The sequence below is a fragment of the Paracoccus sp. SSK6 genome (assembly GCF_039770665.1).
In the GTDB taxonomy this organism is placed as follows: Bacteria; Pseudomonadota; Alphaproteobacteria; order Rhodobacterales; family Rhodobacteraceae; genus Paracoccus.
Genome location: NZ_JBDPNJ010000007.1, coordinates 1 through 12,570 on the forward strand (window position 1 = coordinate 1; position 12,570 = coordinate 12,570).

General features: G+C 68.0%; 13 protein-coding genes. 9 read left to right on the forward strand and 4 right to left on the reverse strand.

The window, feature by feature from the left end:
• A partial coding sequence (locus AAIL68_RS06790) for a GGDEF domain-containing protein (protein ID WP_347138909.1) occupies nucleotides 1–573 on the forward strand: 573 nt, incomplete at its 5' end.
• Here the strand turns inward: AAIL68_RS06790 and tpiA are convergent.
• The 3 genes from tpiA to AAIL68_RS06805 all read right to left on the reverse strand — a co-directional run bounded on the left by tpiA (nucleotide 548) and on the right by AAIL68_RS06805 (nucleotide 2,254).
• Nucleotides 548–1,288: a triose-phosphate isomerase gene (tpiA, locus tag AAIL68_RS06795; RefSeq protein ID WP_347138910.1), complete on the reverse strand. Its 741-nt coding sequence runs from the start codon at nucleotides 1,286–1,288 to the stop codon at nucleotides 548–550. The two genes, AAIL68_RS06790 and tpiA, sit on opposite strands and share 26 nt — an antisense overlap.
• Before the next feature lie 97 nt (nucleotides 1,289–1,385).
• Nucleotides 1,386–1,757, reverse strand: a complete 372-nt coding sequence (locus AAIL68_RS06800) for an iron-sulfur cluster assembly accessory protein (RefSeq protein ID WP_347138911.1) — start codon at nucleotides 1,755–1,757, stop codon at nucleotides 1,386–1,388.
• Nucleotides 1,758–1,900: 143 nt separating this feature from the next.
• Nucleotides 1,901–2,254, reverse strand: a complete 354-nt coding sequence (locus AAIL68_RS06805; protein ID WP_347138912.1) for an SUF system Fe-S cluster assembly protein — start codon at nucleotides 2,252–2,254, stop codon at nucleotides 1,901–1,903.
• Nucleotides 2,255–2,388: 134 nt separating this feature from the next.
• Here AAIL68_RS06805 and tgt point away from each other — a divergent pair, with 134 nt between their 5' ends.
• Both tgt and rnd read left to right on the forward strand, forming a co-directional pair.
• Entirely contained in the window at nucleotides 2,389–3,519 is a 1,131-nt protein-coding gene (tgt, locus tag AAIL68_RS06810) for a tRNA guanosine(34) transglycosylase Tgt (RefSeq protein WP_347138913.1), read from the forward strand.
• A gap of 107 nt (nucleotides 3,520–3,626) precedes the next feature.
• Nucleotides 3,627–4,796, forward strand: coding sequence for a ribonuclease D (rnd, locus tag AAIL68_RS06815; RefSeq protein ID WP_347139086.1), 1,170 nt, complete (start codon nucleotides 3,627–3,629; stop codon nucleotides 4,794–4,796).
• Between the two features lie 21 nt (nucleotides 4,797–4,817).
• Here rnd and AAIL68_RS06820 read toward each other — a convergent pair whose 3' ends face one another.
• The gene (locus AAIL68_RS06820) at nucleotides 4,818–5,558 is read right to left on the reverse strand and encodes a PAS domain-containing protein (protein WP_347138914.1); all 741 of its coding nucleotides are present in this window, start codon (nucleotides 5,556–5,558) and stop codon (nucleotides 4,818–4,820) included.
• A gap of 243 nt (nucleotides 5,559–5,801) precedes the next feature.
• On the opposite strand from AAIL68_RS06820, the gene gmk reads away from it, so the two are divergent.
• The 6 genes from gmk to AAIL68_RS06850 all read left to right on the forward strand — a co-directional run bounded on the left by gmk (nucleotide 5,802) and on the right by AAIL68_RS06850 (nucleotide 12,565).
• Nucleotides 5,802–6,431, forward strand: coding sequence for a guanylate kinase (gmk, locus tag AAIL68_RS06825; protein WP_347138915.1), 630 nt, complete (start codon nucleotides 5,802–5,804; stop codon nucleotides 6,429–6,431).
• A 43-nt stretch (nucleotides 6,432–6,474) separates the two neighbouring features.
• Nucleotides 6,475–7,587 carry an ATP-binding protein gene (locus AAIL68_RS06830; protein ID WP_347138916.1) on the forward strand — a complete coding sequence of 371 codons (1,113 nt, stop codon included), beginning with the start codon at nucleotides 6,475–6,477 and terminating at the stop codon, nucleotides 7,585–7,587.
• A 328-nt stretch (nucleotides 7,588–7,915) separates the two neighbouring features.
• Nucleotides 7,916–8,674: a ribose-5-phosphate isomerase RpiA gene (gene rpiA, locus AAIL68_RS06835; protein WP_347138917.1), complete on the forward strand. Its 759-nt coding sequence runs from the start codon at nucleotides 7,916–7,918 to the stop codon at nucleotides 8,672–8,674.
• Nucleotides 8,671–10,068 (forward strand): glutathione-disulfide reductase, encoded by a 1,398-nt coding sequence (gene gorA, locus AAIL68_RS06840; RefSeq protein WP_347138918.1) that lies wholly within the window; start codon nucleotides 8,671–8,673, stop codon nucleotides 10,066–10,068. Before rpiA ends, gorA begins: the two co-directional genes overlap by 4 nt.
• 104 nt (nucleotides 10,069–10,172) lie before the next feature.
• On the forward strand, nucleotides 10,173–11,381 hold the full coding sequence (gene hflK / locus AAIL68_RS06845; RefSeq protein ID WP_347138919.1) for an FtsH protease activity modulator HflK: 1,209 nt from the start codon (nucleotides 10,173–10,175) through the stop codon (nucleotides 11,379–11,381).
• A gap of 14 nt (nucleotides 11,382–11,395) precedes the next feature.
• A complete protein-coding gene (locus tag AAIL68_RS06850; protein WP_347139088.1) occupies nucleotides 11,396–12,565 on the forward strand; it encodes a protease modulator HflC in 1,170 nt (389 codons plus the stop codon).
• Nucleotides 12,566–12,570: the final 5 nt, after the last annotated feature.

Here is a 12,570-nt window from a genome sequence, read left to right on the forward strand (position 1 = left end):
GCCCGCTTCAACCGCCACCTGATGCTGGCCCGCCAGGATGCGGAACGGGAAGCCCATACCGACCCGCTGACCGGGGTTCTGAACCGGCGGGGGCTGCTGGCCGCGATGCGCGGCGCCCTGGATCCGCGCGGCGGGCAGGGTTTCGCCCTGGTCCATCTGGATCTGGATAACTTCAAGCCCGTGAACGACCGCCTGGGCCATCCGACCGGCGACCGCCTGCTGCGCGACGTGGCGCAGGTTCTGGGGCGCGTGACCCGCAGCCGCGACCATGTTGCCCGGATCGGCGGGGACGAGTTCGTGCTGATCCTGGGGGGATCCTGGTGCTGCCAGGCGCTGACGGGCATCGGCACGCGCATCATCCAGGGGATCGAGCAGATCTCGCCCGAGGGTTGCGCCGTGTCGGCAAGCCTGGGGATCGTCCTGTCGGCAGGCTATGGGCCGGATGACATCGACCGGATGCTGGGCGATGCGGATGTCGCGCTGTATCAGGCGAAGGGCGCGGGCAAGGGGCGGGTCTCGGTGGCGCCCCTTCCCGTGATGGCCGAAGTCAGGCCGCTTCCAGCGCCGCGATGATGGGGGCGAAATCCGCAGCCTTCAGGCTGGCCCCGCCCACCAGGGCGCCGTCCACATGGGGAATGGCAAAGATTTCGGCGGCGTTGCCGGGCTTGACGCTGCCGCCGTAAAGCAGCCGGACCCCCGCGGCATCGCCGACCTTGCCTGCCAGCCGCTCGCGCATCAGGGCATGGACCTCGGCGATCTGGTCGTTGGTGGGGGTGCGGCCGGTGCCGATGGCCCAGACCGGCTCATAGGCGACGACGATATTGGCGGCCGTCGCGCCATCGGGGATCGAGCCGTCAAGCTGCGCGGCGATCACTGCCAGCGTGTCCCCGCCGTCGCGTTGCGCCTCGGTCTCGCCCACGCAGATGATCGCGGTCAGGCCTGCGGCATGGGCCGCCGCCACCTTGGCGGCCACCACGGCATCCGTTTCGCCGTGATCGGCGCGGCGTTCCGAATGGCCCAGGATCACATAGGACGCACCGGCATCCTTCAACTGCGCTGCGGAAATGTCGCCCGTATGCGCACCCGAGGCCTTGGCATGGCAATCCTGCCCGCCAAGCGCGATCTGCCCGGCCCGCGCCTTCATCGGATGCAGCAGGACCGCAGGGGGGCAGACCAGAACCTCGCAGCCGGGGGCGGGATGGGCCGCGACCAAGGCGTCGATCTGGGCCAGGGCGGCCAAGTCGCCGTTCATCTTCCAGTTTCCAGCAGCCAGTTTGCGCGGTGCCATGCCATTCCTCCTTCAGCTTCGTCAGGGGCTTAGGACGACAAGGGGCATTTCGCAATGATGATAGCGCCGCAACCGGCCGCGAAATTGGCTGCCAGGATCAGCTGCCTGCGCGGCTGCCTTCCAGCGGCTCAAACCGCACCGATTCGCCGCAGCCGCAGGCATCGGTCACGTTGGGGTTGCGGAACCTGAAGCCGGATTCCAGAAGGCCGTTTTCATAATCGATCTCGGTCCCGAACAGGAACATCTGCGCCTTGGGCGCGATCACGACGCGCGCGGCGCCCTGTTCCACGACTTCCTCGTTCGGCCCGGCGGCTTCGACCAGATCCATGGTGTATTCCATGCCCGCGCAGCCGCCCTTCTTCAGCCCGATGCGCAGGCCAAAGGCGTTCTTGCCCGACATCAGCCGCGCGATCTGGCGTTCGGCGGCGGGCGTGATGGTGACCGGCACGGATCCGGGAATGGCAAACATGGGCGCGATCCTTCTGTTCACCCGCAAAGATAATCCCGCGCCCCATGCCCATCAAGACGCGGGACTCCTGCTTTGGACTGCAAATATCCCACAGGGGGCCTGGGGGACGTGAAGTCCCCCAGCTACCGCCGCCCAGTGGCGGCCTACATGAAGCCCAGTTCCAGCCGCGCCTCGTCGGACATCATGTCCATGCCCCATTGCGGCTGGAAGGTCATTTCCACATCGACCTGCTTGATGCCCGGAATGGCCTCGACCGCGTCGGCGACCCAGCCCGGCATTTCTCCGGCAACGGGACAGCCGGGCGCGGTCAGGGTCATCACGATCCGCGCCTCGTTCTGGGGGGTGATGTCGATGGTATAGATCAGGCCCAGGTCGAAGATGTTGACCGGGATTTCCGGGTCATACACGGTCTTGCAGGCCTCCACCACGCTGTCATACAGCGGATGGTCTGTGGTCGAGGGCGCGATCAGCGGGGCGCCTTCCTGCAACTCGGTCATGGCGGGATCCTGGGCGTGTTCCTGTTGAATGTCCCTTCATATAGGCAACCGCCCCCCTCAGGTCCAGAGAGCGCGGATTGCGAAGCCTGCCCTCATTCGCTAAGGACACCCGGTTCCAGCGACAGGCACAGGCGATGAGCGAGCGTTTCCATTTCACCCTTCACGCGACCGACGGCCGCGCCCGCACCGGCACCATCCACACGCCGCGCGGCGAGATCCGCACCCCCGCCTTCATGCCTGTGGGCACCGCCGCGACCGTCAAGGCGATGCTGCCGGAATCGGTGCGCGCGACGGGGGCCGACATCCTGCTGGGCAACACCTATCACCTGATGCTGCGCCCCGGCGCGGAGCGGATCGCGCGGCTGGGGGGGCTGCACCGCTTCATGAACTGGGACCGGCCGATCCTGACGGATTCCGGCGGCTTCCAGGTCATGTCGCTGGCCGCCCTGCGCAAGCTGACGGAAGACGGCGTCACGTTTTCATCCCATATCGACGGCAGCAAGCGCATGCTGTCCCCGGAAACCAGCATGGAAATCCAGCGCCTGCTGGGCAGCGACATCGTGATGTGCTTTGACGAATGCCCCGCGCTGCCCGCGACCGAGGACGCCGTGGCCCAATCCATGCGCCTGTCGATGCGCTGGGCCCAGCGGTCGCGCGACGCATTCGGCGACCGGCCGGGACATGCGCTGTTCGGGATCATGCAGGGGGGCGTCACGCCGGAACTGCGCGAGGAATCGGCAAGCGCGCTGACATCCATCGGCTTTGACGGCTATGCCATCGGCGGCCTGGCCGTGGGCGAGGGGCAGGAGGCGATGTTCGGCGTCCTCGACTATGCGCCCGGTTTCCTGCCGGTGGACAAGCCGCGCTACCTGATGGGTGTGGGCAAGCCCGACGACATCGTGGGCGCCGTGCAGCGGGGCGTGGACATGATGGATTGCGTGCTGCCCTCTCGCTCCGGGCGCACGGGGCAGGCCTGGACGCGGCGGGGCCAAGTCAACATCAAGAACGCGCGCCATGCCGACGATCCGCGTCCGCTGGACGAAGATTGCAGCTGCCCGGCCTGCACCGGCTATTCCCGCGCCTATCTGCATCACGTCTTCCGCGCGGGCGAGATGATCTCGGGGATGCTGCTGACCTGGCACAACCTGCATTATTTCCAGGAATTGATGACGGGCCTGCGCGGTGCCATCGCCGAAGGGCGGCTGGACGATTTCGTGGCCGATTTCCACGCGCTGCGGGCCGAAGGCGACATCCCGCCCTTGTGATCCGTCAGGTCCGCTGACCAAAAACGCTTTTCAAGGCGGAGACTTGGTTTTATGCCGGTCGGATTGGCGGACGAACCGCCGGCATGAAAGTCCCCATGAGCAACGACATCATCACCATCACCCGGACCGAGGATCTTGCACGCTTCTGCGAGGCCGCGAAATCCGCGCCCTATGTCACCGTCGATACCGAATTCCTGCGCGAACGAACCTATTGGTCCAAGCTGTGCCTGATCCAGCTTGCCCTGCCGCCCGCATCGACGCCGAAGACCGCAGGGGGCGAGGCCGTCCTGGTCGATCCCCTGGCCGAGGGGCTGTCGCTGGAACCGCTTTACGACCTGTTCCGCCACCAAGGCACGGTCAAGGTCTTCCACGCCGCCCGCCAGGATCTGGAGATCTTCTTCCACGACGCGGGCCTGTTCCCGCAGCCCCTGTTCGACACGCAGGTCGCGGCCATGGTCTGCGGCTTTGGCGAACAGGTCGGATACGAGACCCTGGTCCGCAAGATCGCCAAGGCCAACCTGGATAAATCGTCGCGCTTTACCGACTGGTCGCGCCGTCCCTTGTCGGACGCGCAGGCGGCCTATGCCCTGGCCGATGTGACGCATCTGCGGGTGATCTATGAGTTTCTCTCGGCCGAGCTTCGCAAGAACAACCGCGAAAGCTGGCTGGCCGAGGAGATCGCGGTCCTGGAAGACCCCGAAACCTATATCACCCGCCCCGAGGAAGCCTGGCTCAAGGTCCGCACGCGCACCAACTCGCCGCGCTTCCTGGCGATCCTGCGCGAACTGGCGCGGTTCCGCGAGGCCTATGCCCAGGAACGCGACATTCCCCGGTCGCGCGTCTTCAAGGATGACGCGATGATCGAGCTTGCCTCGACCAAGCCCCTGACCGAGGCCGATCTGGGCCGGTCGCGCCTGCTCTTGCGCGAGGCGCGCAAGGGAGAGATCGCGAACGGTATCCTGGCCGCCGTCAAGGCGGGGATCGAGGCCAGGGAGCTGCCCCAGGCCAAGCCCGAGGAACCGGGCAAGCCCGGCAATGCGGCGCTGTCGGACCTGCTGCGGGTGCTGCTGAAGGCCAAGGCCGACGCTTCGGGCGTGGCGCCCAAGCTGATCGCGTCTTCCGCCGAACTGGATGCCATCGCCCAGGGCGACCGCGACCTGCCCGCGCTGAAGGGCTGGCGGGCCGAGGTGTTCGGCAACGACGCCCTGCGCCTTGCGGGCGGAGAGATCGCGCTGTCTGCCAAGGGCGGCGCGGTGCGCGTCGTCCCGGTGGGCTGAAGGGCGGCCGCCGCCTGCTGTTCAGGACTTGGTGGCGCCGGGCAGGTGTGTCTGCGGCAGCGAGATGACCCGGAAACCGGCGCGGCGCGATTCGGGGCTGTCGGCCAGCCTGGCTGGAGGTTCGCCCGTGGCAAGCGTCAGCGGCCGCAGCGGCGTCCCGTCGCGCCCGCCGGTGCGGCGGTCCCCGCCAAAGCCCGAGGGCGAGGGCGCCAGCACCTTGCCGCCGTCCAGGAGCGGCATCACCTCGTCATGGATCAGGTCGAAACGGCGGGGCGCGACGCCGATCTGGCCCTCGGCGATGATGCAGCCAAGCGCGCGCGTCACGTCGCCCAGGTCGGACGACAAGGGCAGCAGCAGCATCCGCGCCGACAGTTCGGGGCGGGCATAATCCGCCTTGGCGTGCAGCGTCATCTGCGCAAGCTGCGGGGCGCGGAACACCGATTCCAGCACATCCGACAGCCGCCCGCGCGAACTGGAATTGGCCAGCGAACAGAAAGCCATGCCGCGCACCTCCATGCCCATCAGGTCGATCAGGTGCTGGCCCGCAAGGCGGAAACGCGCCGCGCCGGGCGCGATGCGTTCGAGGATGAAGGCATAGTCCAGGGCGCGCCGGATGCCCTGGGGCTGGATGTCCGACCGCGCCGGCACCGCCCGGCCGCGCCGCAGGCTGTCCCAATAGCTTCGCATCTCGGCCAGAATCCGTGCGGGCTGCAACGGGTTGAAATCGGCCAGTTGCACGATCTGGCCCCTCCGCTCCGCCATGGGCGGATGCGACCCTGCGTCGTTCTGACATTCCGACAATGCCGTACCCTCACACACCGATGCGCATCCAGACACACGGACGCACTGTTACTCCAAGGGTATGATAAACATAACTTCGCCGCCTGCCGAGTCGTTTTCCTAACGAATGGTTAAGATGATGCGGCGCGGTCCGCCGCCGGCCGGGTCTTGACCGTCCGGCGGTGCTGGTCCATCCCGCCGTCACGCCACCAGGAAAGGACACCCATGGACCGCACCGGCTTGCTGATCATCCTGTCGTCGCCCTCGGGCGCGGGGAAATCGACGCTGGCGCGGCGTCTGATGGACTGGGATCCGGCCCTGCGGTTTTCCGTCTCCGCGACCACCCGGCCCCCGCGCCCGGGAGAAATCGAAGGGCAGCATTATTACTTCACCACTCCTGGCGCCTTCCGCCAGATGGTCGAGCAAGGCCAGATGCTGGAATATGCCGAGGTCTTCGGCAACCTTTACGGCAGCCCCCGCGCCCCGGTCGAGGCCGCGATGCGCGACGGGCGCGACACGCTGTTCGACGTGGACTGGCAGGGCGGCCAGCAAATCCGCGCATCCGCCCTGGGCGGGCATGTGGTGTCGATCTTCGTGCTGCCGCCGTCGCTGCCGGAACTGGAACGGCGCCTGCGGGGGCGGGGGCAGGACAGCGACGCGGTGATCGCGGGGCGGATGGAGAAAAGCCGGGCCGAGATCAGCCATTGGGCGGAATACGATTACGTCCTGGTCAACGACGACCTGGACGAAACCGAACACCGCCTGCGCGCCATCCTGACCGCCGAACGCCTGCGCCGCGACCGGCAGGGGGGCCTTGGCCGCTTCGTCAGGCACCTGATGGAGGAGGACGCATGATCCGCGAACCAGGCGCCGCCGCCCAGTCTGTGCGGCAGGCCGGATGACCGAAGGTGCGCATCGCCGGGCCTCGGACCTGCTGGAGGGCGTACCCGTGCCGATGCTGGCGGTGGATGGCCGCGCGCGCACCATCGGCGCCAACCGCGCGGCGGTGGCGCTGTTCGGGGGGGCTGACCTGCTGAACCGGCCCTTCGTGACCGTCGTGCGCCATCCCGCCGTGGTCGCGGCGGTGGACTGGGTGCTGGATCCCGACCGTCATCCCCAGCCTGCGCCCGACCCGTCCCTGCCCCCGCCCATCGATGGCGTGGCCCGCTTAAGCGCCGTGATCCTGGCCGACGGGCGCGACATCGCGGCAGAGATCACCGTGGCGCGGCTGCCCTCGGCCCTTGGCCGGGGGGCGACCATCGCCGTTCTGGACCGGTCCGAGGCCGAGGAGGCCGAGCAGATGCGCCGCGATTTCGTGGCCAATGTCAGCCATGAACTGAAGACGCCGCTGACCGCGATGATCGGCTTCATCGAAACCCTGCGTGGCCCGGCCCGCGACGATGCCCGCGCCCGCGACCGCTTCCTGGACATCATGGAGCGCGAGGCCGCCCGCATGAACCGCCTGGTCAGCGACCTTCTGTCGCTGAGCCGCGTCCAGGCCGAGGAACGCCGCCGCCCCGGCGGCCAGGTCGATCTGCCGCTGCTGCTGCGCGGCGTGCTGGCGACGATGGACCCCGCTGCAACGGCGGCGGGCGTGACGGTCGAAACCAGCGGCATCGCGGGCAGTCAGCCTGTACCGGGCGATCCCGACCAGTTGGTGCAGGTCTTCCAGAACCTGGTCGAGAACGCGCTGAAATACGGCGGATCGGGCGGATACCTGGGCGTCTCCATGCGCCGTATCGACCACGAGCCGCTGCTGCGCGGCCCGGCCTGGGCGGTCGAGATCCGCGACCGGGGCGAGGGGATCGAGGGGATGCACCTGCCGCGCCTGACCGAACGCTTCTATCGCGTCGATACGCATCGGTCGCGTGCGCAAGGCGGTACCGGCCTGGGGCTTGCCATCGTCAAGCATATCGTGAACCGCCATCGCGGCCGGTTGCGCATCGACAGCGCCAAGGGGCAGGGCAGCGCCTTCACGGTGATCCTGCCGGAAAGCGTCAGCCGGGGCTAGGGCGGATCGACATTCATTCCTGCGCCGCCCTGGGTCTGGCGAAGGCCATCGCCTTCGCCACGCGCTGCCAGCGCCACCAGTGCCGCCGGGCTTCAAAAGCCCGGCCCGCACCCGCCCCGCCCCCGGCGGGCGCGGGCCTCCCGTGGACTTGGGATGGCACCGTCTCTGGCGGAACCCGCTCACGCGGGCGGGGAAACGCAGTGCGTTTTCTGGTCCCGCCCGGACGGACCCGATCCACCAGGCTAAAGCGCGATACGCGCCCCGACCCTCTCGCCCTTTCGACCCTCGTCGCCTATAACCTTTGGGACGCAGATGCAGGAGGCCCGCCATGTCGCATACCGAACCCGATCCCGCCAAGCTTGCTGCAGCGCGCGAAGCCGTTGCCCTGGTCCAGGACGGCATGAAGCTGGGCCTTGGCACGGGATCGACGGCGGCCATCATGGTTCGCGAACTGGCCGCCCGCGCGCGCGCCGAAGGGCTGTCGCTGCGCTGCGCCGCGACATCCAAGGCCACCTGCGAACTGGCCGAAAGCCTGGGCCTCTCCATCGAAAGCCTGGACGAGATCGGCTGGCTGGACATGACCATCGACGGCGCGGACGAGGTCGATCCCGACCTGCACCTCATCAAGGGCGGCGGCGGCGCCCATCTGCGCGAAAAGGTCGTGGCGGCGGCCAGCAGGCGGATGGTGGTGATCGCCGATCCCGGCAAGGTCGTGGAACAGCTTGGCGCCTTTCCCCTGCCGGTCGAGGTCTTGCAGTTCGGGTTCGAAACGACACGCACCCTGATCCGCCGCGCCTTGGATGACCTGGAATTGGGCGACCGCGACGTGCTGCACCGCCTGAAGGGCAGCGAGCCCTGGGTGACGGACGAAGGCAACTGGATCCTGGACCTGCATCTGGGGGCGATCCCCGACCCGGTCGCGCTGGCCCGCGCGCTGTCTGCCATTCCGGGCGTCGTGGAACACGGGCTGTTCCTGGGCATGTGCAGCCTTGCGATCATCGGCAAGCCGGACGGCACGGTTGTGCGCCTTGACCGCAACGCCGATATCGACGCCGACATGCTGGCGGGCGAGGGGGACCAGCCATGAGCTTCGATTATGACCTGTTCGTGATCGGCGGCGGTTCGGGCGGCGTCCGCGCGGCGCGGATCGCGGCGGGCGAACACGGCGCCCGCGTGGCCCTGGCCGAGGAAAGTCGCATGGGCGGCACCTGCGTGATCCGCGGCTGCGTGCCCAAGAAGCTGATGATCTTCGCATCCCAAGCCGGGCTGATGGCCGAGGAGATGCGCGGCTATGGCTGGGAAGGCGCACAGGCGGGCCGCTTTGACTGGACCGTGTTCCGGCAGAAGCTGGACGCCGAACTGACCCGGCTGGAACTGATCTATACCGCCAACCTGGAAAAGGCCGGGGTTCAGATCTTCCATCAGCGCGCCACGGTCGTCGATGCCCACACGGTCGCCCTGGCCGATGGCACCCGCAAGACCGCCAAGCATATCCTGATCGCGGTCGGCGGGCGTCCCGCGCTGCCGGGCATTCCGGGCGAGGAACTGGGCCTGATCTCGGACGACCTGTTCCTGCTGGAGAAACTGCCGCGCCGGGTGCTGCTGGTCGGCGGCGGCTATATCGCCTGCGAATTCGCCACCATCCTTGCGGGTCTGGGCTGCGAGACGGTGCAGGCCTATCGCGGCAATGCGGTGCTGCGCGGCTTTGACGCGCAGGCCCGCGACATGGCGACCTTGCAGTTGAGCGACATCGGCATCGACTTGCGGCTGAACGTCACCCCGACCGCCTTGGAGCGGAACGGCGAACGGATCGGCGTCACCTTCAACGATGACAGGCGGGAAGACTTCGATGCGGTGATCTGGGCCACGGGGCGGACGCCCTATACCGGCGGGTTGGGGCTGGAGAACACCGGCGTCCACCTGCGCCCGAACGGCGCCATTGCCGTGGACGAATGGTCGCAAACGGCGGTGCCTTCGATCTTCGCGGTCGGCGACGTGACCGACCGGGTGAACCTGACCCCCGTGGCGATCCGCGAAGGCCATGCCTTCGCCGATACGGTCTTCGGCGGACGGGCGCGCAAGGTCAGCCATGCGACCATCGCCAGCGCCGTTTACCTGCGCCCGCATGAGGTGGCCTCCATCGGCCTGACCGAGGAACAGGCCTGCGCGCGCGGCGACGTGGATGTCTATGCGACTGTCTTCCGGCCCATGCGGTCGATGTTCGCGGGCAGCAATGCCAGGGTGATGATGAAGCTGCTGGTCGATCCCGAAACCGACATGGTCCTGGGCTGCCACATCTTCGGCCCCGACGCCGGCGAGATGATCCAGCTTGCCGCGATCCCCATCACAATGGGCGCGACCAAGGCCGATTTCGACGCGACCATGGCCGTGCACCCAACCGCGGCCGAAGAACTGGTGACGATGCGCCAGCCCGCGCGCCGACACCGGCTTGAGGTTCCTGCACAGGCTGCAACCGCCTGACAATTGCGACAGATCGGCGCGGGCAGGGGGCCTTCGGGTTGACTTTTCCCCCTGCTGCACCAGTTTCAGGCAACGGAATTCCGAAGAAGAAAGAAGGACGACGGATGGCAAGTCAGGGCCCATGGGGCGGCGGAAGCGGCGGAGGAGACGACGAGGATCGCGGCAGGCAGCCCTCGAACCGCCCCTGGGGACAGCAGCAGCCACCGAAAGGCCCGCAGCGGCCCGGCGGCCCGCAGCAGATGCCCGAGATCGAGGAACTGATGAAGAAGGGCCAGGAACGCCTGCGCGTCCTGATGGGCGGGCGCGGCAGCGGCCCTGGCCCGAACGGCGGCGGGCGCCGTCCGTCCGGCGGGCCGGGTCTTCAGTTGAACCGCACGACGCTGACCATCGGCGGGCTGGTGCTGCTGGCGCTGTGGGCTTTTGCCAGCTTCTACCGCGTCCAGACCAACGAAAAGAGCGTCGAGTTCCTGTTCGGCCGCGCCGTCGCCGTGGGCAGCGAGGGCCTGAACTTCGCCCCCTGGCCCTTTGTCACCGCCGAGGTCATCCCCGTCACCAACGAGCGCGTGACCGAGATCGGCACGGGCCGCGAAGGGCAGATGGACAACGGGCTGATGCTGACCCGTGACCAGAACATCGTGGACATGGAATACCAAGTCGTCTGGAACATCAACGACCCCATGAAATTCCTGTTCAACCTGGCCGATCCCGCCGACACCATGCGCGCGGTGGCGGAATCGTCCATGCGCGACATCATCGCGCGCAGCGAACTGGCGCCGATCCTGAACCGCGACCGGGGCACGATCGCCAACGACCTGCAGGCCTCGGTCCAGGAAACGCTGGACGCCTATCAGTCGGGGATCAACGTGGTCCGCGTCAACCTGGACCGCGCCGACCCGCCCTCCGAGGTGATCGACGCCTTCCGCGAGGTGCAGGCCGCCCAGCAGGAGCGCGACCGGCTTGAGAAGGAGGCCGACGCCTATGCCAACCGCGTTCTGGCCCAGGCCCGCGGCGACGCGGCGGCGACGCTGGAACAGGCCGAGGCCTATCGCGCCGAGGCGGTCAACACCGCCCAGGGCGAGGCCGCGCGCTTCAATTCGATCTATGAGGAATATGTGAAGGCGCCCGAAGTGACCCGCCGCCGGATGTATCTGGAAACCATGGAAAACGTCCTTGGCGGCGTTGACAAGGTCATCATCGGCGAAGGAATGGACGGGCAGGGATCGGGCGTCGTGCCCTTCCTGCCGCTGGACCAGTTGCGCCGTGGGGGTGACACGAGCGCCAGCACGGGCACGAAGATCGGAGGAAACAACTGATGGCCGCGCGTCGCATAACCCTGTCCACGCTGGCCATTCCGCTGCTGATCGTGGTGGCGGTGCTTGTCGCATCGTCGCTGTTCATCGTGGACGAACGCGAAAAGGCCCTGGTCCTGCGTCTGGGCCGCGTGGTCGATGTCAAGGAGGAGCCGGGCCTTGGCTTCAAGGTGCCGTTCCTCGACAATGTCGAGAAATACGACGGCCGCATTCTGGGCCTGCCGACCGTTCCGCTGGAGGTCACGCCGCTGGACGACCGCCGCCTGATCGTGGACGCTTTCGCCCGCTGGCGCATCACCGATGTGGTCCGCTTCCGCCAGGCGGTGGGCGCGGGCGGCATCCAGGGCGCGCAGGGACGTCTGGAACCCATCGTGCGCAACGCCATCCGCGAAGTGCTGGGCACGGTCCCGTCCACCAGCGTTCTGTCGGACGACCGCACCGCGCTGATGAACCAGATCCGCGACGAGGCGCGCAAGAATTCCTTGGGCCTGGGGGTCGAGATCATCGATGTGCGCCTGACCCGCACCGATCTGCCCGAGCAGAACCTGAACGCGACCTATGCCCGGATGCGCGCCGAACGCCAGCGCGAGGCCGCGGACGAGATCGCCCGTGGTGGCGAGGCCGCGCAGCGCGTCCGCGCCGCAGCCGACCGGACGGTGACGGAACTGACCTCGGAAGCCTCGAAACGGGCCGAGATCGTCCGAGGCGAGGCCGATGCGCAAAGGAACGCCATCTATGCCGATGCCTTCGGCCGCGACCCGGAATTCTTCGCCTTCACGCGGTCGATGACCTCTTACCAACGCGCGCTGCGTCCCGAAAACAGCAGCATCGTGCTGCAGCCGGACGGGGAGTTCTTCAGCTATCTGCGCGACGACGGTGCGGAACGCGCCAACCCCTCGCCCACGCCGGTGCCGGCGGGCAACTCGGCCGGGGCCGCTGCGGTCCCGCCGGCGACAGCGGACGAGGATCTGGTGACGCCCACCGTGACCGACCGCGACGGCAACCGTCTGGGGGAAAGCGCGGGCGTCACGCTGACGCCGATGCCGGAAAGCCTGGCCACGCCCCCGCAGCAGGGTTCGGCCGTGACCGCGCCCCCCGCCAGCGGCGATGCGGGTACTGATGCGGGTGCCGCGCCCGATGCGGCGCCTGCGGGCGAAGCGGCCGGGGCAGCTCCCGCGCAGGACTGATACGA

What these genes read in the sequence shown, in the direction of transcription:
- gmk (WP_347138915.1), top strand. Translation starts at nt 5,802, where the DNA reads ATGGACCGCACCGGCTTGCTGATCATCCTGTCGTCGCCCTCGGGCGCG.
- tpiA (WP_347138910.1), bottom strand. Translation starts at nt 1,288, where the DNA reads ATGGCACCGCGCAAACTGGCTGCTGGAAACTGGAAGATGAACGGCGAC.
- rpiA (WP_347138917.1), top strand. Translation starts at nt 7,916, where the DNA reads ATGTCGCATACCGAACCCGATCCCGCCAAGCTTGCTGCAGCGCGCGAA.
- AAIL68_RS06820 (WP_347138914.1), bottom strand. Translation starts at nt 5,558, where the DNA reads ATGGCGGAGCGGAGGGGCCAGATCGTGCAACTGGCCGATTTCAACCCG.
- AAIL68_RS06800 (WP_347138911.1), bottom strand. Translation starts at nt 1,757, where the DNA reads ATGTTTGCCATTCCCGGATCCGTGCCGGTCACCATCACGCCCGCCGCC.
- AAIL68_RS06805 (WP_347138912.1), bottom strand. Translation starts at nt 2,254, where the DNA reads ATGACCGAGTTGCAGGAAGGCGCCCCGCTGATCGCGCCCTCGACCACA.
- hflK (WP_347138919.1), top strand. Translation starts at nt 10,173, where the DNA reads ATGGCAAGTCAGGGCCCATGGGGCGGCGGAAGCGGCGGAGGAGACGAC.
- gorA (WP_347138918.1), top strand. Translation starts at nt 8,671, where the DNA reads ATGAGCTTCGATTATGACCTGTTCGTGATCGGCGGCGGTTCGGGCGGC.
- tgt (WP_347138913.1), top strand. Translation starts at nt 2,389, where the DNA reads ATGAGCGAGCGTTTCCATTTCACCCTTCACGCGACCGACGGCCGCGCC.
- AAIL68_RS06830 (WP_347138916.1), top strand. Translation starts at nt 6,475, where the DNA reads ATGACCGAAGGTGCGCATCGCCGGGCCTCGGACCTGCTGGAGGGCGTA.